This is a genomic window from Mycobacterium sp. NTMscope_MAC_269, assembly GCF_976985695.1.
Map to the genome: position 1 here is coordinate 2,244,673 of NZ_OZ335668.1, position 20,200 is coordinate 2,264,872.

Annotated in this window: 17 protein-coding genes; 12 read left to right on the forward strand and 5 right to left on the reverse strand. The window is 61.3% G+C overall.

The genetic code is table 11. The features are described 5' to 3' along the window. The first annotated feature begins 76 nt into the window (after positions 1 to 76). The 6 genes from ACZ50Z_RS10570 to ACZ50Z_RS10595 are packed head-to-tail and all read left to right on the forward strand — an operon-like array spanning position 77 to position 7,538. The gene (locus ACZ50Z_RS10570; protein ID WP_464483502.1) at positions 77 to 1,348 is read left to right on the forward strand and encodes an MCE family protein; all 1,272 of its coding nucleotides are present in this window, start codon (positions 77 to 79) and stop codon (positions 1,346 to 1,348) included. After that, positions 1,345 to 2,370 (forward strand): MCE family protein, encoded by a 1,026-nt coding sequence (locus tag ACZ50Z_RS10575; RefSeq protein ID WP_464483503.1) that lies wholly within the window; start codon positions 1,345 to 1,347, stop codon positions 2,368 to 2,370. Before ACZ50Z_RS10570 ends, ACZ50Z_RS10575 begins: the two co-directional genes overlap by 4 nt. Then, entirely contained in the window at positions 2,370 to 3,434 is a 1,065-nt protein-coding gene (locus ACZ50Z_RS10580) for an MCE family protein (protein ID WP_464483504.1), read from the forward strand. The genes ACZ50Z_RS10575 and ACZ50Z_RS10580 overlap by 1 nt, the downstream gene beginning before the upstream one ends. Continuing rightward, entirely contained in the window at positions 3,431 to 4,756 is a 1,326-nt protein-coding gene (locus ACZ50Z_RS10585; protein ID WP_464483505.1) for an MCE family protein, read from the forward strand. Before ACZ50Z_RS10580 ends, ACZ50Z_RS10585 begins: the two co-directional genes overlap by 4 nt. Continuing rightward, entirely contained in the window at positions 4,753 to 5,955 is a 1,203-nt protein-coding gene (locus ACZ50Z_RS10590; RefSeq protein WP_464483506.1) for an MCE family protein, read from the forward strand. The genes ACZ50Z_RS10585 and ACZ50Z_RS10590 overlap by 4 nt, the downstream gene beginning before the upstream one ends. 2 nt (positions 5,956 to 5,957) lie before the next feature. After that, positions 5,958 to 7,538 carry an MCE family protein gene (locus tag ACZ50Z_RS10595; protein ID WP_464486175.1) on the forward strand — a complete coding sequence of 527 codons (1,581 nt, stop codon included), beginning with the start codon at positions 5,958 to 5,960 and terminating at the stop codon, positions 7,536 to 7,538. A gap of 215 nt (positions 7,539 to 7,753) precedes the next feature. On the opposite strand, the gene ACZ50Z_RS10600 is transcribed toward ACZ50Z_RS10595, so the two are convergent. Next, the gene (locus ACZ50Z_RS10600; protein WP_464483507.1) at positions 7,754 to 8,788 is read right to left on the reverse strand and encodes a UvrD-helicase domain-containing protein; all 1,035 of its coding nucleotides are present in this window, start codon (positions 8,786 to 8,788) and stop codon (positions 7,754 to 7,756) included. Next, positions 8,775 to 10,373 carry an ATP-dependent nuclease gene (locus ACZ50Z_RS10605; protein ID WP_464483508.1) on the reverse strand — a complete coding sequence of 533 codons (1,599 nt, stop codon included), beginning with the start codon at positions 10,371 to 10,373 and terminating at the stop codon, positions 8,775 to 8,777. Before ACZ50Z_RS10605 ends, ACZ50Z_RS10600 begins: the two co-directional genes overlap by 14 nt. Before the next feature lie 936 nt (positions 10,374 to 11,309). Between ACZ50Z_RS10605 and ACZ50Z_RS10610 the strand changes: the two genes are divergently transcribed. The 3 genes from ACZ50Z_RS10610 to ACZ50Z_RS10620 all read left to right on the forward strand — a co-directional run bounded on the left by ACZ50Z_RS10610 (position 11,310) and on the right by ACZ50Z_RS10620 (position 15,386). Then, positions 11,310 to 12,728, forward strand: a complete 1,419-nt coding sequence (locus ACZ50Z_RS10610) for a hypothetical protein (protein ID WP_464483509.1) — start codon at positions 11,310 to 11,312, stop codon at positions 12,726 to 12,728. Continuing rightward, positions 12,725 to 14,551 carry a DEAD/DEAH box helicase gene (locus tag ACZ50Z_RS10615; RefSeq protein ID WP_464483510.1) on the forward strand — a complete coding sequence of 609 codons (1,827 nt, stop codon included), beginning with the start codon at positions 12,725 to 12,727 and terminating at the stop codon, positions 14,549 to 14,551. The genes ACZ50Z_RS10610 and ACZ50Z_RS10615 overlap by 4 nt, the downstream gene beginning before the upstream one ends. A 193-nt stretch (positions 14,552 to 14,744) precedes the next feature. Next, positions 14,745 to 15,386: a protein NO VEIN domain-containing protein gene (locus ACZ50Z_RS10620; RefSeq protein WP_464483511.1), complete on the forward strand. Its 642-nt coding sequence runs from the start codon at positions 14,745 to 14,747 to the stop codon at positions 15,384 to 15,386. 75 nt (positions 15,387 to 15,461) lie between these two features. Here ACZ50Z_RS10620 and ACZ50Z_RS10625 read toward each other — a convergent pair whose 3' ends face one another. Further along, positions 15,462 to 16,445 carry a DNA cytosine methyltransferase gene (locus ACZ50Z_RS10625; protein ID WP_464486176.1) on the reverse strand — a complete coding sequence of 328 codons (984 nt, stop codon included), beginning with the start codon at positions 16,443 to 16,445 and terminating at the stop codon, positions 15,462 to 15,464. A gap of 108 nt (positions 16,446 to 16,553) precedes the next feature. Between ACZ50Z_RS10625 and ACZ50Z_RS10630 the strand changes: the two genes are divergently transcribed. Then, a complete protein-coding gene (locus tag ACZ50Z_RS10630; protein ID WP_464483512.1) occupies positions 16,554 to 17,018 on the forward strand; it encodes a very short patch repair endonuclease in 465 nt (154 codons plus the stop codon). Positions 17,019 to 17,034: 16 nt separating this feature from the next. On the opposite strand, the gene ACZ50Z_RS10635 is transcribed toward ACZ50Z_RS10630, so the two are convergent. Further along, positions 17,035 to 17,490 carry a VOC family protein gene (locus ACZ50Z_RS10635; protein WP_464483513.1) on the reverse strand — a complete coding sequence of 152 codons (456 nt, stop codon included), beginning with the start codon at positions 17,488 to 17,490 and terminating at the stop codon, positions 17,035 to 17,037. 159 nt (positions 17,491 to 17,649) lie between these two features. On the opposite strand from ACZ50Z_RS10635, the gene ACZ50Z_RS10640 reads away from it, so the two are divergent. Next, positions 17,650 to 18,918 carry a cytochrome P450 gene (locus ACZ50Z_RS10640; protein ID WP_464483514.1) on the forward strand — a complete coding sequence of 423 codons (1,269 nt, stop codon included), beginning with the start codon at positions 17,650 to 17,652 and terminating at the stop codon, positions 18,916 to 18,918. Positions 18,919 to 18,922: 4 nt separating this feature from the next. Here ACZ50Z_RS10640 and ACZ50Z_RS10645 read toward each other — a convergent pair whose 3' ends face one another. Further along, complete coding sequence (locus ACZ50Z_RS10645) at positions 18,923 to 19,525, reverse strand: TetR/AcrR family transcriptional regulator (RefSeq protein WP_464486177.1); 603 nt, start codon at positions 19,523 to 19,525, stop codon at positions 18,923 to 18,925. A 69-nt stretch (positions 19,526 to 19,594) separates the two neighbouring features. Here ACZ50Z_RS10645 and ACZ50Z_RS10650 point away from each other — a divergent pair, with 69 nt between their 5' ends. After that, entirely contained in the window at positions 19,595 to 20,086 is a 492-nt protein-coding gene (locus tag ACZ50Z_RS10650; RefSeq protein ID WP_464483515.1) for a DUF1707 domain-containing protein, read from the forward strand. The last annotated feature ends 114 nt before the right edge of the window (positions 20,087 to 20,200 follow it).

Genomic DNA, 20,200 nt, shown 5'->3' on the forward strand with positions numbered 1-20,200 from the left:
TGGCCATGCGACTTCCCTTGCCGCACCGGCGATCTGGCGCGTCCGCCCGGGCCCTTGCTTCGGCGAAGGGGCCTAGGTGACCAGACGAATCCAGGCCGTGCCGGCGGGGCTCCCAGCTCCTTCGCCCCTCCCGCCGGCGACCGCCGACCCCCGCGCCACGTTTCGCCACATCTACGCACGCCCGGTCGCGGGATTGGTGACGGTCGTCGTCGCCGTCGCGATCGTCGCCTTGGCGGTCACGCAGTTCCGCGGCGGCTTCACCACCACGGTGCCGGTGACCGTGATGGCCGGCCGCGCGGGGTTGATGATGAACCCGGGCGCCAAGGTCAAGCTGCACGGCGCGCCGGTGGGCAGCGTCGCCTCCATTCAGGATTCGCCCGACGGGCAGGCGGTCATTCGGCTGGCGCTCGAGCCGTCGCGGCTGCAGCTCATCCCGGCCAACGTCCTCGTCAACATCGTGGCGACGACGGCGTTCGGCGCCAAGTTCATCCAGCTGATTCCCCCGCAGAGTCCGTCGCCGCAGCGCCTGCGCGCGGGGCAGGTGCTCGACGCGGGGCGGGTCACCGTCGAAATCAACTCGGTATTCCAACAACTCACCGCGGTACTGGCGAAAGTCGATCCGGCCAAACTGAACGAGACGCTCGGCGCGATGGCCACGGCGCTCAACGGCCGCGGCGCCCGGCTCGGCCAATTGTTCAGTGATCTCAACGCGTTTCTCGGCAAGATCGAGCCGAGCCTGCCCACCCTGAGCCACGACATCGAGGCCACCGCCGACGTGTCGGCCGCCTACGCCGACGCCGCGCCCGACCTGATCACCGTCGCGGACCGCACGACGCGCGTCAGCCAGACCCTGGTCGACGAACAGCAGAACCTCGACGCGCTGTTGATCAGTTCGATCGGCCTGGCCGACCTGGGCAACGACGTCCTGGGCGCCAATCGCGAAAAGCTCGCGCAGGTAACCCATCTGCTGGTGCCGACGACCGACCTCACCAACGAGTACCACCAGGCGCTGACGTGTTCGCTCAAGGGAATGTTCCCACTGGCCCTGCAGCCGCCCACCCCGGTGCCGGGGCTCGAGGTGTTGGGGGGCATCACGCTGGGCGCCGAGCGCTACCGCTACCCCAAGAACCTGCCGAAGGTGGCCGCCCGCGGCGGCTCGCAGTGTGAGCACGAATTGCCGGTGGCCTACAACACTTTCCCGCCGTTTGACGTCGCCGACATCGGCGCCAACCCGTGGCAATACGGGCAACAGGGCATCCTGCTGAACTCCGACGGGCTCAAGCAGTTCCTCTACGGCCCCCTCGACGGACCGCCCCGCAACACCGCACAGATCGGCCAACCGGGATGACCGGCACCGGCCGCATCCTGGTGAAGTTCGGCATCTTCGCCGCCGTGATGCTGACGCTGACGACCTGTCTGTTCTTCATCTTCGGCCAGTTCCGCAACGGCCCCACCCACCGGTACTCGGCCATCTTCATCGACGCCTCGCAGCTGAAGACCGGAGATTCAGTGCGGGTGGCCGGGATTCGGGTCGGCACGGTCAACGCCGTCGCGCTGCAGCCGGACAACAAGGTGCTGGTGGACTTCGACGCCGACGAGGGCGTCGCGCTCACCACCGGCACGCGCGCGGCCGTGCGTTACCTCAACCTGGTGGGCGATCGCTACCTCGAACTCATCATCGGGCCCGGATCGATGCGGGTACTGCCGGCGGGCTCGCAGATCTCCATCGACCGCACGATGCCCTCGCTGGACCTCGACCTGCTACTCGGCGGGCTGAAACCGGTTATCCGGGGCCTCAATCCGCGCGACGTCAACGCGCTGGCCGCCGCGCTGCTGCAGGTGTTCCAGGGCCAGGGCCAGACGCTGCAGTCGCTGCTGGCGAAGACGTCGTCGTTCTCCAGCGATGTCGCCGAAAAGAACAAGGCCATCGAGAGCCTGATCGACAACCTCAACACCGTGGTGCGCACCCTCGCCGACCAGGGCGGCCAGTTCTCCGGCGCGATCGAACGCCTGCAGCGCCTCGTCGGTGAGCTTGCGCAGGAACGCGATCCGATCGGGGATGCCATCCAGGCGCTGGCCACCGGCACCGCGTCGGTTACCGACCTGCTCAGCGCCGCGCGCCCGCCGCTGACCGGCACGGTCGATCAGCTCAACCGCCTGGCTCCCCTACTCGAGCAGGGCAAGGGGCGCCTCGACGACGCGCTGCAGCGGGCACCCCACAACTTTCGCAAGCTCGCCCGCACCGGGGCCTACGGCAGCTTCGTCAACTACTACATCTGCGGGCTCACGTTCCGCGTCACCGATCTGCAGGGCCGCACGGCGGTCTACCCGTGGCTGAAGCAGACCGAGGGAAGGTGCGCGGAGCCCTGATGCTGAAATACCGTGGCGCAAACCTCATTCGCGCAGGCTTCATCGGGACGGTACTGATCCTGCTGGTGGTCTCCGTCGGGCTGGCGCCCGACCGGCTGGTGTCCTGGGCGACGACGATCCGTTACCAGGCGTTGTTCTCCGAGGCCGGCGGGCTCGAGCCCGGAAACAAGGTGCTGGTCTCCGGCGTCAATGTCGGCCTGGTGTCCGCGGTTTCGCTGGACGACGACGGCAACGCCGTGGTCAATTTCGGCGTCAACGGCAAGGTGCGGCTCGGGCCGCTGACCACCGCGCACATCCGCACCGGCTCGCTGCTGGGCGCGCGGGTGCTGACCCTGGAGTCGGCCGGCACCGGCCTGCTGCGTCCGTCGGAGGTCATTCCGTTGTCGCGGACGTCGTCGCCATATTCGCTGACCGAGGCCGTCTCGGAGGCGACCACCAACCTGGCGACCACGAGCACCGACACGCTCAACCAATCGCTGGACGCGCTCTCGGCGACCATCGACCAAATCGCCCCGCAGCTGGGCCCGACGTTCGACGGGCTGACCCGGCTGTCGCGGGCGATCAACAGCCGCGGCGAAACTTTGGACGCGCTGCTCACGAGCGCCAACAACGTCACCGGCATCCTCTCCGAGCGCAGCCAGGGGGTGAACTCGCTGATCCTGGACGGCAACGTGCTGCTCGAAACGTTGGTCCACCGGCGCGACGCGATCAGCGTGCTGCTGGCCAACGTCTCGGCGGTCGCCAAGCAGCTGACCGGGCTGGTGGCCGACAACGAGGCCAAGCTCAAGCCGACCCTGGACCGGCTGAATTCCGTTGCGGCCATGCTGGAAAAGAACCGCGAGAACCTGTCCAAGGCGCTGCCGGGCCTGAAGAAGTTCGAGATCACCTCGGGCGAGTCGGTGTCCAACGGCTTCTACTACAACGCCTTTGTGCCCAACCTGGCGATCCCCGAGCTGATTCAGCCGTTCTTCGACTACTACTGGGGGTTCCGCCGCAACGACCCGAACATGCCGCGGGCGCTGTTCCCCTGGCCGCACAACGCCATCCCGGGTGGTTCGCGATGACCGCGCGCCGCCTCATCGCCGCGCTATTAGTCGGCGTGTTCGTGGCCGCGAGCGGATTCCTGGTGCGGGAGAAGTTCTTTCGTCCGCTGACGATCACCGCCTACTTTCCGTCGGCGACCGGGATCTATGCCGGCGACCAAATCCGGGTGTCCGGCGTCAAGGTCGGCACGGTGGCCTCCGTGCAACCGCAGCCCAGCCGGGCCAAGCTGGTCTTGCACGTCGACCGCCACGTGTCGGTCCCGGCCGACGCCAAGGCGATCATCGTCGCGCAAAACCTGGTGGCGGCCCGCTACGTGCAGCTCACCCCCGCCTATCACCGGGGCGGCGGACCGAAGATGGCCGACGGGGCGGTGATTGACACCGACCGGACGGCGATTCCCGTCGAGTGGGACCAGGTCACCGAGCAATTGACCCGCCTGGCAACCGATCTGGGCCCGGCCGCTGACGTGTCGTCGACGTCGGCCAGCCGGTTCATCACGACCGCCGCGAACGCCCTGGACGGCAACGGCGAGAAGTTGCGCCAGACCCTCGCGCAGTTGTCCGGGATCAGCCGGATTCTGGCCAACGGCAGCGGCAACATCGTCGACATCATCAAGAACCTGCAGAATTTCGTCACCGCCCTGCGCGACAGCAATCAGCAGATCGTGCAGTTCCAGAACCGGTTGACGACGCTGAGCACCGTGCTCGACGACAGCCGCTCGGATCTGGATGCGGCGCTGTCCAACCTGTCGGTGGCCGTCGGTGAGGTGCAGCGCTTCGTCGCCGGAACCCGGGACAAGACCGCCGAGCAGATCCAGCGGCTGACCAATGTCACTCAGGTTCTGGTCGATCACCGGATGGATGTGGAGAACATCCTGCATGCCGCGCCGACCGCGTTTTCCAACGGCTACAACATCTATAACCCCAACACGCCCGGTGCCATGGGCAGCTTCATCATCAACAACTTCTCCAACCCGGTGCATTTCCTGTGCGACGCGATCGGGGCGGTCGCGAACGTCACCGCGACGGAATCGGGGAAGCTGTGCGCGGAGTACGGCGGCCCGGGGATGCGGACCGCGAACTTCAATTACCTGCCCATCCCGACGAACATCATCCTGCAGCAGATCGCCACGCCCGGGAAAATCATTTACGCCGAACCGCGTTTGGCGCCGGACGGCGAAGGGCCGTCGCCGATTCCCCCCGAGTCCCCGCCGGCGGTGTCGGCCTATACGGGCATCAACGGTGACTCGACGCCGCACAGCGTGGAGGACCTGCTGCTGCCCGACCATGGCCGGCCGGCGCCGAGCGATCAGCCGGCGGCGGCCGGCCTGGGGGCGCCGTGATCAAGCGTCTCGGGCTGCTTGTGGCGTGTTTCGCGGTGGGCGGTTGCGCGTTTCAGGGCGTGAACTCGCTGCCGCTGCCCGGCGCGGTGGGACGCGGCCCGCACGCGAACGTCTATCACGTCGAGATCGCCAATATCGGCACGCTGGAATCGAATTCGCCGGTGATGATGGGCGACGTCATCGTGGGCAGTGTCGGCAAGATGCGGGTCAAGGGTGATCACGCCGACGTCGAGGTCTCGGTCAAGCCCGAGGTCGTGGTCCCCGGCAACGCGGTGGCCGCCGTCGGGCAGACCAGCCTGTTGGGGTCGATGCATGTGGAGCTCAATCGACCGCTGGGCGAGCCCGCGCGGGGGCGGCTGCAGCCCGGGGCCACGATTCCGCTGGACCGCTCGTCGTCGTATCCGTCGACCGAGCAGACGCTTTCGGCGCTGTCGGTGGTGCTCAATTCCGGTGGGCTGGGCCAGATCGGCGACATCGTGCATAACTTCAGTGCCGCGTTGTCCGGCCACGAGAACGACGTGCGTCAACTGTTGACGCGCCTCGACGAGTTCGTCGGCGTGCTCGATCAACAGCGCGACCGGATCATGGCGTCGATCGATGCGTTGAACCGGCTGGCCGGCACGTTCGCCTCCCAGCGCGAGGTGATCACCCAAGCGCTGCGCACGATCCCGCCCGCGCTCGACGTGCTGATCCGCGAACGCCCGCGCATCACCGCGGCCCTGGACAAGCTGCGCGTCTTCAGCAACACCACCACCCGGCTCGTCAACGACACCCAGGCCGACCTGGTGAAGAACCTGCAGAACCTGGAGCCGACGATCCAGGCGCTGGCCGACGTGGGCCCCGACCTCAGCACCGTGCTGGGATACGTGCCGACCTTTCCGTTCACACAGAACTTCATCGACCGCGCGGTGCGCGGTGACTACTTCAACGTTTTCGCCGTCATCGACATGACCATTCCCCGGCTCAAGAGAACACTGCTGGCCGGCACCCGCTGGGGCGACCCGGACGCGCCGCTGGTGCCCGCCCCGGGTGATCCCTGGTATGGCAACTACACGTATGACCCGCTGGGGTTCGCCGTCGCTGCCCCTTTGCCGGCGCCTGGTGGGCCTTCGTCGGCGGGCCCGCCTGCTCCCGCTGTTGTGGCCCCTGATCTGAGTGCCATTGCGCCCGTGGATCAACCGACGCGGGGCGGTGGCTGATGCTGCTCACGCGTTTCGTCCGGATTCAGCTGACCATCTTCGCGCTGGCGTCGGTGGTCGCGATGGCGTTCATGTTCTTCCAGTACATGCAGGTGCCGACGCTGCTGGGGGTCGGCAAGCTCAGCGTCACCTTGGAGCTGCCCGACACCGGTGGGCTGTACCGGTTCAGCAATGTCACCTATCGCGGGGTGCAGGTCGGCAAGGTGACCGCGGTCGGCCCGACCGCCACCGGGGCGAAAGCCACACTGGCGATTGACACTTCGCCGAAGATTCCCGCCGATGTGCACGCGGCGGTGCGCAGCATGTCGGCGGTGGGCGAACAGTACGTGGATCTGGTGCCGCGCTCGGGGTCGGGGCCGTACCTGCGCGACGGGTCGGTGATCGCCGCGCGCGACACCAGCATCCCGCGGCCGGTCGGCCCGATGCTGGACAAGCTCAGCGCCTTGGTTAAGAGCATCCCCAAGGACAAGCTCGGGCAGCTGCTCGACGAGACGTTCACGGCGTTCAACGGGTCGGGGTACGACCTAGAATCCATGCTGGACTCGTCGGCCAGGCTCTCGCACGACGCCTCGGCGGTGGTCGACCACACCCGCGCCCTGGTCGACGACGGCCGGCCCTTCCTGGATGCGCAGGTCCAGACCTCCGACCAGACACGGCGGTGGGCGCACAACCTCGCCGGGTTCACCGACCAGATGGTGAAAGACGACGCACAGTTTCGGAAGCTGATGCAGACGGGACCCGGCTTCGCACAGGAGGTTTCGCGGCTCCTCGATCAGGTGAAGCCGACGCTGCCGGTGTTCTTGGCGAACCTGTCCACCATCGGGCAGGTCGGCGTGACCTATCACCCGGCGCTGGAACAGCTGCTGGTGCTGCTCCCCCCGTCGGTCGCGGCGTATGGGTCTTACGGCGTGACCAACAACCCGACGGGTCTGGCGGTCGGCGGGTTCACGCTGACCATCGCCGACCCGCCCGCGTGCACGGTCGGGTTCCTGCCGCCGTCGCAGTGGCGCTCGCCGGCTGATGTGAGTGAGGCCGACACTCCGGACAATCTGTATTGCAAGCTGCCGCAGGACTCGCCGATATCCGTGCGCGGCGCGCGCAACTATCCCTGCATGACCAAGCCCGGAAAGCGCGCTCCCACAGTCGAAATCTGCAACAGCGACAAAGAGTACGTGCCGGTGGCGGAGAGGCAGCACGCGCTGGGGCCGTATCCGCTGGATCCGAATCTGCTGTCGCAGGGTTTGCCGCCGGACGACCGAGCTGGTATCGAGGACAGGACTTTCGGTCCGGTTGACGGGACGCCGTTGCCGCCGGGGGCGGCGCCGGCTGGGACACCGCCGGGGCCGGTTGCGCCGGGGTCGCTCAACCGGCCGCCGACAGCGCCCGATGCGGGTGCCGTGCCAGCGGCGCCAAGCGCGTTTGGCGCCAACGGTTCTGGTGTGTCACCTTCGGTTGCGGTGCTGCATTACGACCCGGGGACGGGGAGGTATGTGGCGCCCGATGGGCAGATGTATCGGCAGTCGGATTTGGTGCGGGCGAAGGTGCCGAAGACGTGGAAGGACATGCTCATCAACATACGGTGAATTGCTACGAAGCCCCGATCAAGCTGCAATTTGCTCGAGAACTACTACGACCATGATTCCGAGCGGCCCGACGGTGCGCATTGCAGATCCGCGCCGGGCAGGCGCACCGGCTCCTCCACTTACGTAAGTCATCGGGCGACGGCCGGCTCAGTCTTGCCACGCCCCGCGCCCAGGCACCTCAGGTATCGGTCACTATTCGTAACATGAGTCAGTTGCTAAACGACGAAGGCGACACTGTACTGCGCACGCGTGACCGCAACATAGAACTTTGCGATATCACCGGCATCGGCAACATTTTGGGTGAGCAAATATTTTTTCATCTTGCCGGTTGGGAATATCAGTACACGTTCGTATGTACGCCCCTTGGATATACCAATATTGATCGCTGAGCAACCCAGGGTATTGGTATTAACGTTGTATCGCAACACGACTGGCCGGTATGTCGCCACGTATTCAACGACTTCGGACGCAGCAACTTGAAAAATACCGTCGTGCCTAGTTGAAGTAGAATTTCGCGACGTAGTCCTGGGAAGGTCCGGATAGAGAGCATCAGCAAAATCGCAGATTTGTTGGTTACACCGGAAGCTCTCGTTGCGCCACTCGATTGTTAACTCGCCAGCCGCTTCCCGTTCCTCGAACCACTTATAGAGGTTAAGGCGTTGATATGAGCTGTGCCTGCGGGTTCTGCTCGTGGTATATGTGCTCTGCCGCGGGTCACCTACCATCGTCAGGCAGACATCAGCTGCGATCAGCAGATCGAGCAGGTCGAGGTCATACCCTACGAGGTCCTGAATCTCATCCACGTAGACGTCATCGTAGATACTTTCGAGGCGGCGCATTACTCTTCCGCTAGAGGCTTCGTTCAGGGCAACGGCAAAGTCCGCCGCGTTGTCACTATATATGTTGGATCCAGAGTCAATGTAATAACCATCGACGTTAGCTTTCTGTGCATAGCGCCCCGGCCGCGTCATAAAATTTATTGAACGGATTCGATTGGTAGTGGTTAAAAAATTCTGATAGGGCTTAATACAATCATTAAGCATGAAAGTAAACCAAGTTTTTATGATAACATTCGGCGGGATTGTTCCTAATCTTTTTGTAAGACGTTCAGATATTTGAGCTAGATTTTCGATGGTATAAGTGGTAATTAGGATACGGCGGGCAGGATCTGCGTTGGCTACGGCCTGGATGATCGACTCTGTTTTCCTCGAGCCGGCCGCCGCCAGAATTACTCGACTATCCGATGGCATTCAGGATGTACTCCGGCATCGCCACCGTCTCACTCGTTCCGAAGATAGCGAGCGCGCAGGTGGTTTTGTTGCGGTCTTTTGTTATGTGATCCAGCATGCTTTCGTCGTCCGGAAAGCTGCTCCCAAGTATCCGATTCATCTTGTCTAAACCATTGAGACTATGGAGGTGCTGCTCAAGGCTTGGCAGATTCGCGTCGCCGCTGCGGTGGATGGTGATGTTGCCATATGCTGCAAAATCTTCGAACTTTTTATCGACAGCTCCGGGATCGCCGTCGTTATCAGTCACGACGTGGACCCGCTTGCCTAACAGCGCAGCGATTTCAAGGAACCGTTTAGATGACAGCCCTCTGGCGTTAAGCACATCGATCCCGTCGTGGATCGGAAGGCGGCCATCATGGGTGTCCATATATGCGCGCTGCACAACCAACTCGTCAGATGGCCCTTCGACGATGATAGTTTCGCGGGCAAGGACAAGGCGTAGCGTGTCGTAACCGGATAACTTCATGAAGTAGTCCTGGGTTGCGGCATCGAGCTCAGTCATCTTAGCGGCTTGTTGATCGTGCAGCAGAACGAGTTTCCCGAGTCCCAGCTTATTTATGACATACGAGCTGTGGGTGGTGATGATCACCTGGCGCTCTTTGCACTTATCCTCGATCTTGCTGATCAGAGTGTTAAGGGTAGCGAACGACAAGTGGTTCTCGGGCTCCTCGATCAAGATGGCATGAGATTCCTCAATACGCCTTGTGATTGCGAGGAGAATCTTCATGGCGTTCTGCTCTCCCGAGCCAATCATCGTGAATGGCAGCTCGTCGAGATGCGGTATAAGCCCCGACTCCCAGCCCGCCTGCTGTGAGACGTCTACACCAAGCGAGAACGTCTTGTCGGTGACGTCGCCCTTCGCGCCGTCGAGCTTTTGATTAATGGCACTGATTGCCGGGTTATCAGTAAAGCTCTGCTTGAGATCACGATATGCCCTTGAAAGCTCAACGCGTTCACGATCAGTTAAATGCCCTTTGATGATTTTCTGTAGATAATAATCGGCACCGTTCTGCAAGCGTATATTTGCAGCATTTATCAACGAAGCTCCTACTGGCAAACTGCGTTGCGTGATTGCACTTCCAGAAAAAGCGGTCCACTCAGCGGTGTAATATTCGACCGGTACAGTAGATGCTCCTCCGGCGACTATAAATGCTTGGTACTCATCAGCAAACTCGTGATTATAGGCTACGCGGATTCTAGCACCGGGAAGATCTTCTCGAGTCGAGTTGTTCGTCCCGCACAGATGCGCAGTCTGGGGATCGCTTGCCAGATACAGATCGATGATCATTTCGGGCGGAAGAACATTCACTCCCTCATTTATTTGCTGGATGTAGCATTTAGCAACATCCTGGTTAAACAAGTGTGGTGAAATATCATTTTGGAGGAGGCGGCCTGCAACGCGGCTAGTAAGTGCGAGGTTGATGGCATCGAGTAGCGTGGATTTGCCTGCCTCATTATTACCAACGATGATGTTGACATCAGCGTTGAATTCTAAGCTGAAGTCTTTATAGCATTTGAAATTTTTTATTATGATCTTCTGAAGCACGCTTCCTCCTTCGGAAGATTTTACGTCCAGCTGGCACAATCCGGAGCATCAACCGCTATTCGGCGTGTTGCGTGCCCTAAGGCCAAAAAGTCCGTGACCGGCGAGCACAGCGAATTCTGACCGATGCGCTTACTGATTACTCGTACAGTCGAGGTGATTTTCAAACTCAAGCCTGGATTCGGCTGGCAGCCGACGATAGGCATTCCAAATACGATCGAGCGGTGTCGGTCCGCGCCTACGCCGCTCAACCCAACGACACAGGCGGTTATAGTCCGTACCATCGAGGTTACGGACGTCCTCAATCAGGCGGCCAAGATCGGGCTTGGGTGATCCCGCACCACCGACACGGCAGCGCTTGCACACCGTTAGAAGTTGTCGATCAGTCGCACCGTCCGCGAGCTGCACGGGCTGCTTTGAGACCCCCAAAACTGCCGTTTCATTGGGTGACTCAGGATATGGTTCACCACCGGCTATGCCACAGTGAACACATTGGTGGCCGTCGGCCGCCATCGTTGCTTGACGCTCTTTTGCTGTGATCGTCTTGAGCTGGACCTGTCGACGAGCCGCCGGGTCCCATACTGCGGCGCCAGCCTGGACAAATCGCTGCTCATCTAGGCTCAGCGCGACGTCGTCTGAGCTCGAGTAGATTACCCATCCGTAGTCACGCAGGTCCCTCATCCTGCGATCGGCCTGCGAAACACCTGGAAATGCCCCTCTAACTTGCTCTTTCGTAAAGACGTTGCCCTCACCGACCACCTGTAACAGCCAAAGGGCTCCTCGAACCATTGTTCCAGCCGACAACTCAGGGTCATTCCACTTAGGCAGTATCACTGTCACTCCATCTGGCGTGTTCGATCTAGTGATTGTGCCCCAGCTGTCGGTAGGAGCTGGCAACATGTCCGTGAGACCAGATAATCAAGGGAGGAACAGACGTCGATGGCGTCAGAGTATGAGATCCCGCCTCACGGCGAGCAGATCTTTGAGATGGTCAGAGCGCGGATCGAAGAAGCATCAAAGTCGAACGGCGAGAAGATCACAATCGAGTGGCGCGGGCAACCAAAACACCTGTATGTGATCTCGATGCCGGTCGACATCCTTTACTACAACCCTGACACACACCGCATCAGGGCGCAGCGGTCGCTGGACCCTGAGCGCGACAAAGCGCTCGAAGAGCAGCCCTGGGGTGCGATTGGCCAAGAGTACCTAAACGCGCTTCTTAAGAGTCAGCCGTCTGATCCGGACAAGGTAGATCCGGACTTTGAAGCGCTTCGCGATGACCTTGAATCCTTCGGCCAGCGTGATCCCGGCCTAATCTCGATCCACGGGGTGCTCGTCAACGGGAACACCAGATGTGCCGCATTGCGCGAGCTTGGCGAGAAGTACATTCGGGTCGGCGTCCTACCAGAGACTTCCGATTGGGATGACATCAACACAGTCGAATTGTCACTTCAACTACGGAAGGAGCAGAAGCGAGATTACTCATATATAAATCGCCTTATCGCGATGGATGAGCAACTCCAGCTTGGGCGTCGCCCGGAAGACATCGCCCGTGAGTTCAGGATCAAGAAGTCGACGCTGGAGCAAGATCAATGGGTCTACAGCGTCATCAAGGACGCAATCGACCGAAGCGCAACTAGTGGCGGCGCGGCTTTGCGGAAGATCGACTTTGAGGACCACCAAGAAAAGCTTCGTGAGCTGTATCGTGCGTACACGAAGGTGGCTGCAACTGATCACGACGCTGCGGACGCTCTCAAAGAGACTCGTCTGGCGATGATCGTCCTTGGTTATGCCAAGACTGATCTGCGCTTCGCGCAGTCCGATTTCTACGAAAAGTATCTCCAATCCAAGTTGCCAGACGGAATCAAGCCGAAAGCTGAAGCGCCCCAGCGGATTAGCATTCCTGGCCTTGCGGGCGTCGAAGTCCCCGCCGCCGGCCCGCAGGCGCGGATGACTAAGTCCCTGACCGACGAATTGCTTAAAGCGAAGGCAGTAGCCCAGGCCCCAACCCCACCAGCAGGGGGGCTTGGCAATGCGAACGCGGCCGCTGCAACACTGGCTGCGGCGCGTGAGTCCTTTGACCGCGCGTTGACTCCTGCTGGGCGGGATGCCCGCCTCCAGAAGCGAAAATTGGCCGCACCAGAGCGTCTTTCAGACGCATGCGACGACATTGAACTGTGCGCTGGTGATCTAGCACAGAGCAGGGCCACACGTGCTATCGATGATTCTGCGTTCGACGACGCCGTTATAAGACTCCGCAACGCGATTGAGAAACTGGCCAAAGAGGCCCGTCGCACATTTACCGAGCCGGGCGAAGGCGTTGACTGGCTGTTGAAGGTGGCCGAGGCGGGTCAATGAGCGAATCCGAGCCGAGCTTGGAGATCAGCTTTGGCGACGACGCTGTGACCGCCCGACTGCATACAAGCGACGGGTATCAAGACGAACTGCATCGGCTGGCGACAAGATTCCGGACTGCACGCCTGCAACCACATGGAGTTGTGGATATTGCCGTCGACGATCTACTGGTGAATCTTGCTGAGCTAGCGAATTGGCCTTATCCCGAAAGTGTAATGTGGCAAGAAGATCTCGCCACGCTGGCGCGCGATACGACCATCGACGCTCAGAATGTAGCTGCACATCTGGCTGACGACGTATCCGACGTCGCAGCTGTGTCACTCGATTCGGTTCAAGAACTACTCGGGGCTGGATGGGTGGGCGAACTGACTCAGTTCCAACGTCGTGATGTCGCCCGTCTCTTGTCCCTCCGACATGGAGCAAACTTCTCGGTTCCTGGGGCAGGCAAGACTCGCGTCACTCTCGCAGTATTTCAGGCACTGCGAAACATGGGCGAAGTTCAGCGGCTGCTCATCATAGGGCCCAAGTCCTGCTATGAAGCATGGGTGTCCGAGAATGCCACTTGTTTTGCGGCCCCGTTGCGGATGAACATCTTCGATGCACGGGTCGACCCGACCGCAGAAGCAATAGTCGTGAATTATGAACGTCTGCGTGGCTCGTTAAACTCGTTGGCGCGCTGGGTGATGGCAGGACCCACACTTCTGGTTCTTGATGAAGCCCATCGAATGAAGCTGGGAGCCGAAGGCGTATACGGCTCGTCATGCATGGCGCTAGGGCCTCGTGCGCGGCGTCGACTAATTCTCACCGGGACTCCGGCGCCTAATGGTGCCAAGGACCTCGAGAATCTCTTCGGGTTCGTTTGGCCCGGACATGGTCGACGCACGGTGAGCAACGCTGTCGCCGGCGGCAATCTTTCCTCTGCTAGCCGGGTTTTACGGCCACTGTTTACGCGCACCACAAAAGGCGAACTTGGCCTTCCGCCAGTTAGACTCAGCCACCGTCTTCTTCAGCTGCCTCCATTACACCGCGAAATTTATGATGGCCTAATTGGAATGTATTCAGCCAGGGCAGCTACATCCCAAGACGACTTGCAACTTCTTGGGAAGATTCTCGTGTACCTGCTCATGGCCGCAGTGAGCCCCGCGCTACTAGCCGCTGGGACAACAAAATATGAGCCGCTCGCATACCAAGTTCCTCCTCTACCTATCCCAGCCGGATCGAACCTAATGAAGCTGATGCATGACCTACCTAGCTATGAGCTATCGCCCAAGTACCAGGAAGCACTCGCAATCGTTGCGTCCAACGCTGCATTGGGACGCAAAACTCTTATATGGTCATCATTCATACGCAGCATTAACACCCTTGCTGACGTGCTGCGCGAGTTTGACCCGGCGGTCGTTCACGGAGGGACCGAGGACCGCGATGGTCAAATAACGCGCTTTAGAGCTGATCCAGGATGCATGGTGCTTCTGTCAAACCCGGCAACGCTTGGCGAAGGGATCAGCCTGCACTATGAATGCCATGACGCTGTCTATGTTGATCGTGATTTCGGCGCGGGCCGCTTTTTGCAGAGCCTCGATCGTATCCATCGGTTGGGGCTGCCGCCAGACATCGACACTCGTGTCACTGTGCTCACAAGCGCCGGAACCATTGACGAAGCCGTGAACCAACGGCTTGAAGCCAAATTGCAGTTTATGGGACGCATTCTGGATGATCCCGCAGTACAAGAACTCGCTGACCTAGACGAGGAACCAGCAATTGGTGGTGGACTCGATCAAAGTGATCTTCAGACGCTAATGGGGCATCTTCGTGCCGATGCCGGCTAGCCCGGTACTTCGGGCAGCAGCACGGTGGCTTGAGCATCGGGGCGAGTCGAGCGACACCCAAATCCGGGCACTGTTCACATCCCACCCCGCCTTCGGCGACATCACACCCACGCAATATGCAGCCGCCTATGTATGGCTCCAAAACAGTGGTCTCCTCTGCATCAGATTCCCGGCAGGGGAATGCAGACGAGCCGTGTTTGAAGCAGCCCTCCAAGAGACACTCTGGTTCGCAGACTCGGATGTTCTTGTCCCCGATAGGGATACGCTGCCCGAGGACGGCGTCTGCGCTGCGGAGGCGCTGAACATCTCGCCTGATGAGGCATTCACTCTGCTTAGAGCTCTTTGGGGCAAAGTGGACGCCGCTGAACGTTCGCGGGTTGGTATTGCGGGTGAACGCGCACTGACAGCCTTGCTCCAAGCCGTTAAAGAGCTTCACGTTCAGCATGTCGCTTTGATCTCGGACGGGTACGGATACGACATCAATGTGGAGGCGGATGCACCTCCAATGCGTCTGCATCTGGAGGTGAAGTCCACCACACGCCGAGGAAGACTACGTATCTTTCTGTCGCGCAATGAGTTCGAAACGATGCAGCGCGACAGCAATTGGCTTCTGGTGGCTGTGCGCCTTAACGAGGAGCTGAATCCCGTCGCCATTGCGACGATAAATCGCGCATGGCTGGTTGCTTCCGCACCGAAGGACCAGCCTGGTGGCAGGTGGGAATCTGTGAAGCTAGATGTGCCACCAGGTGCGCTTAGCAGCGGAATTTCCCCGCTAAGCGAACAAGGATACAGATGCCTTCCCATTTTGCGGGGAAAGCCACAATGGCCGGGTTAATAGCCGTACCCTGTGGATTTGCGTTTGCGGGCAGCGCATGACGTTGCATTCCCGACTTCTCAACCCATTGGAACTTTAAGCTGATCGGGCGACCGATAGCACATCGCTAGCATGGCGACGGCGAGATACCTTGCCGCACAGCGCTTTCTTGATCGCTTGACCAACAGCCTCGGCCACCGGTGGGGGAAAAGCATTCCCAATCTGTCGATACGCAGCTGTCTTGCGGCCAAAAAAATGCCACTCGGGAGGAAAGCCCTGCAGCGCGGCTGCCATTTCTAGCGTGAGACGCGGCGTGTGGCCGAACGGAGTCAACTCGTCCGGACACCGGTTCGCAAGGCCCTTACCATCGACCCCAAGTTCCAACCAGGCGGCCCGGGCGCGTGTGGGGCCCAGGTCGGGGCCCCCATGTTTTCTAGAGCCACCAACAATCGTCGGACCTATCCCATCAGCGCGCCTAGCCCACGCCTCGGCACCAGTCCAGCCATCACAAGCCATGAATGGAAGCAAAACCTCGCCGACCGTCGGCGGCCTTTTCTTTGCCCCCGGCCACTCGAAGTGCTCGAAATACTTCGGCAAAGCCGCGACAAGTATGAATCGTGGGCGCAGCTGCGGTACGCCAAACTCACTCGCGTTCAATACTTGCCAGTCAGACTCATAGCCGAGCTCCGAGAGGCGCGCGCGTACCGAGTTGCGATAGGTTTGGAACTTCGCCGTCGATAGACCGCGGACATTCTCGAGCATCACAGCCTTCGGCTGCGCCTCAGCGACCAGCCTCAGTGCTTCGGGAAATAGATCGCGCTCGTCATCCTCTCCGAGCTGCTTTCCCGCGATCGAGAACGGGGGGCATGGCACGCCCCCTGCAAGTAAGTCGACACCACGAAAGTCGGCGCCGTTAATCTCGCGGACGTCACCCTCATGGATTTTCCACTGCGGCCGGTTGATACGAAGCGTTTCGCAAGGCTCAGGTTCAATCTCAACCGCAAGCTCATGTGCATACCCCGCTTGATCGAGGCCCAGCGATTGACCGCCAGCGCCGGCGCAAATCTCGATGCAGCTCAATCGGCCGACCACCGCAGTCCTCCCGTTCCCATTCGAACATACGTTCGATTCGAAACATTACCGCTTGACCACCCAGGGCGTCAAACACTGGAGAAGTACCGTATCTGGATGGGCGCATACGATGGCGTTGGCGCGCCGACGGCGAGTGAAGTCACGGGATATGTCACATCAGCGGGGCGCTCTCGCAACATGGCCGCAATCAAGCGGCGCGACACCAAGCCGGAGGTCAGACTACGTTCGGCGCTGCACCGATTAGGCTACCGATTTCGCAAGGACCACCCTATCCGGATCGAGGGCAAACTCATCCGGCCCGACATCGCGTTCACCAGGCGTCGCATCGCGGTATTCGTTGATGGCTGCTTTTGGCACTGTTGCCCCGAACATGGACGACAGCCGGGCGTGAACGGAGAATATTGGTCACCAAAGCTCGAAAGGAATGTCAGGCGAGACCACGATCAGACGACCGCTCTCACATCAGCTGGTTGGGTAGTGATGCGCTTTTGGGAGCACGAGGAACAGAGCAAGGTACTCGTGGCCATCGGTCGTGCACTCGCTGAGACACCCAACGACTAAAGCAAGGGGAAACAACCTATTGCGGTTTCGGCGGCAACACCTTCAACCACCTATCCGAAAGCAACTCCAGCAACTGCCCATCCGGATCCCGAATCATCGCCGCGCCGGCGGACACTGACGAATCGACCACCGTTCCCCCGAACTCCGCCACCCGACCCAGAACACCCGGAAGATCCGACACCGACAACGAGATGTGCGTCAGCCCGATCTGGTCCATCACCCGCTCCGAGCCGGCATGCACCTGACGCTTCGAGTAGTCCATCAGCTCGAGCACGAACCCGTCCCGCACCAGATAGGTCGCGTGCACACCGAGCGGCTCGGGCAGCCCCACCAAATGGGACGTCGCACTGTCCGGCGGATCGAGTTCCCACCAGAACTGGAACCCCAGCAGCCCCTCGTAGAACCGGCGCGACCGCTCGCGGTCAGTCACGCACAACCCAACGTGATTGAAAACTGTTCGATGACTACTCAACCCAACCTCCGCAGCAAGTCAGACCCCTCACGAACACGATTAAAACCGACCTTCAACCACGCTTCACCACGCGGCTCGAACGCGCAATAATGCAAAGATAAACCAATAAGCGCCCGTCACCGCCAACTAAGCAGACCGCTTCCGTGGGAGAGCTTTTCGATGGTCACACGCCCGAAGGTCCGACCAGACGCCACCGTCGACTTCGACCATCACTCCGACGCGTTCAACCTCAACGAGCTAGCGGTCAATGCCGAACTGCGGCAACGATGTCCGGTCGCCTGGAACGAGAACTACGACGGCTTTTGGTACCTCAGCAGCTACGACGCGGTGAGCCACACCGCCCGCGACGGCGACACCTTCGCCCACAAATACGAACCGGACGCCGAAGACGGCGTGAATTACCAAGGCGAGATGGGCGTCCCGCGCCCCGACGGCCAACCGGCCCTGGGCATCGGCGAGGTCGACGGCCCCTACCACCAAGCCCTACGGCACGCGCTGGCCCCGTTCTTCTCCCCCGGAGCCGTCGAGAAGCTCAAGCCGATCATGGAGCAATCCGCCCACTGGTTCCTCGACCAACACATCACCCAAGGACACATGGACCTGGTGCTCGACTACGCCAGCCCGGTCCCGGCCATCCTGACCATGAAGCTGATGGGCCTGCCCTACGACAACTGGCACCTGTACGCCAACCTCTTTCACTCCGTCATGGCCGTCCCACAAGAGAGCGACGAGTACGCCGGCGCCATCGCCAAAGTGCCCGCCATGATGCAAGAAGTCATCGAATTCGCCACGGCCAGACGCAGCAACCCGAAAGACGACCTGACCAGCTTCCTGCTGCACTTCGAATTCGACGGCCACCGCCTCACCGACGAACAGCTGCTCAACATCCTCTGGAACCTCATCGGCGGCGGCGTCGACACCACCACCTCCCAAACATCGCTGACGCTACGACACCTGGGCACCCACCCCGACCTCCGACAGCAACTCATCGACCACCCCGAGCTCTACCGCACCGCCACCGACGAATTCCTGCGCTACTTCTCCGTCAACCAAACCCTCAGCCGCACAGTCACTCACGACGTCGTCCTCGGCGGCCAATGCCTCCGCAAGAACGACAAAGTCATCCTCAGCTGGCTGTCAGCCAACCACGACGAAAACGAATTCGACCGGCCCGACGAGATCATCCTCGACCGCGCCCCCAACCGCCACGTCGCCTTCGGGCTGGGGCCGCACCGCTGCATCGGTTCGCATCTCGCGCGGCTGATGTCGCAAGCGATGGTCAAGGCCGTCCTCGACCGCATCCCCGAGTATCAAGTCGACGTCGAAAATGTCCACCAATACCTCGGCAATCCGAGCATGACCGGGCTGGGCAAACTCCCCGTCACCTTCGCACCCGGAACGAGCCAAAAAACGTCACGACCCTGGTAAGAGCTCAAAGCACCTGAGCCACAACACCATCAACCAGGCCCTCCGGCGCCCCGGTAATGCCAACCGCGCGCAGGTGGCCGCCGATGGCCAGCGACGCGATGCCGTGCACCAGCGACCAGAGCGGCCCGGCGATCTCCCGAGGATCCCGATCCCCGACGATCCCCGCCTCCTGGCATTGGGTGATCGCGTCGAGGAGGTCCCCGAACGCCTGCGCGCCGGCCACCGCCATGCCCGGCTGCTCCACCTTGAGCGACTCCGCCCCGAACATCACCTGATAGTGATCGGGATGGGCCACGGCCCACCGCACATAGGCGCGACCGAGCTCCATCACCCGCTCTCGCGGATCCGACGCCCGATCGGCCGCTGCGGCCAACTCGGCATGCAGGTCGCGGAATCCCTGTTCGGCGACGGCGGTCAGCAGCTCGGCCTTGTCGGCGAAGTGCCGGTACGGAGCCGCGGCGCTCACCCCGGCGCGTCGCGCCGCCTCCGTGAGCGTGAACCCCTTCGGCCCCTTCTCCGCCACCAACGAGAGCGCGGCGCTGGTCAACGCGCGCTTGAGATCACCGTGGTGATAGCTCTCGCGCCGCCGCGTCGCGGGCCGCTTCACTGCCATGTTGACGACATTAACATTACGGTCTATGTTAATGCTATTCACATCGGCGACCAAGGAGGCGACATGACGAATCTGCTGGACACCACATCCACGCTCGCCGGCACCCGCGACCGGGAGAAGACCGCCGACCTGCTCGGCCAGGCCCTCGCCCAGGGCTACCTGCAGGTCGACGAGTACGACCAACGGCTGCAGAAGGTTTTCCAGACGCAGACCTCCGAAGAACTGCACGAACTCCTCGCCGGCCTGCCGCTCGACCGCATCCGGCGACACGATCCGCGCCGGCGCGCCGCTCGCGTCGCCGCGGCCCGCCGCGGAGTGCGCGCTCACCTCGTGGCGTACCTCGCCATGGTCGTCGTCGTGCTCACGGTCTGGGCCGCGGTTGCCCTGACGACCGACGCGACCTACTTCTGGCCGATCTGGCCCATCCTCGGCGCGGGCATCGGACTCGTCAGCCACGCCGTGTCGATACCGCGCCTCAAGCAAAGCCGTTGGCAACCAGCGCTTTCGGCTGTGCTTGCCCCGGGATCATGTGCGAGGCGCTATCACATTCGCTAGCACGTTTGTAAGTCACGTCATGGTCGGAATCTCGTTACCCCTGTGGCCCATGAGTCCTATGTGAACCAGGACCGCCCGCTTGTCCCCCTCGGCCAGCGCCCAAAAGAGCCGAAA

Excerpts from the sequence above, each read along its gene's own strand:
- ACZ50Z_RS10575 (WP_464483503.1), top strand. The coding sequence starts at position 1,345 with ATGACCGGCACCGGCCGCATCCTGGTGAAGTTCGGCATCTTCGCCGCC.
- ACZ50Z_RS10580 (WP_464483504.1), top strand. The coding sequence starts at position 2,370 with ATGCTGAAATACCGTGGCGCAAACCTCATTCGCGCAGGCTTCATCGGG.
- ACZ50Z_RS10585 (WP_464483505.1), top strand. The coding sequence starts at position 3,431 with ATGACCGCGCGCCGCCTCATCGCCGCGCTATTAGTCGGCGTGTTCGTG.
- ACZ50Z_RS10600 (WP_464483507.1), bottom strand. The coding sequence starts at position 8,788 with ATGCCATCGGATAGTCGAGTAATTCTGGCGGCGGCCGGCTCGAGGAAA.
- ACZ50Z_RS10610 (WP_464483509.1), top strand. The coding sequence starts at position 11,310 with ATGGCGTCAGAGTATGAGATCCCGCCTCACGGCGAGCAGATCTTTGAG.
- ACZ50Z_RS10615 (WP_464483510.1), top strand. The coding sequence starts at position 12,725 with ATGAGCGAATCCGAGCCGAGCTTGGAGATCAGCTTTGGCGACGACGCT.
- ACZ50Z_RS10630 (WP_464483512.1), top strand. The coding sequence starts at position 16,554 with ATGGGCGCATACGATGGCGTTGGCGCGCCGACGGCGAGTGAAGTCACG.
- ACZ50Z_RS10640 (WP_464483514.1), top strand. The coding sequence starts at position 17,650 with ATGGTCACACGCCCGAAGGTCCGACCAGACGCCACCGTCGACTTCGAC.
- ACZ50Z_RS10650 (WP_464483515.1), top strand. The coding sequence starts at position 19,595 with ATGACGAATCTGCTGGACACCACATCCACGCTCGCCGGCACCCGCGAC.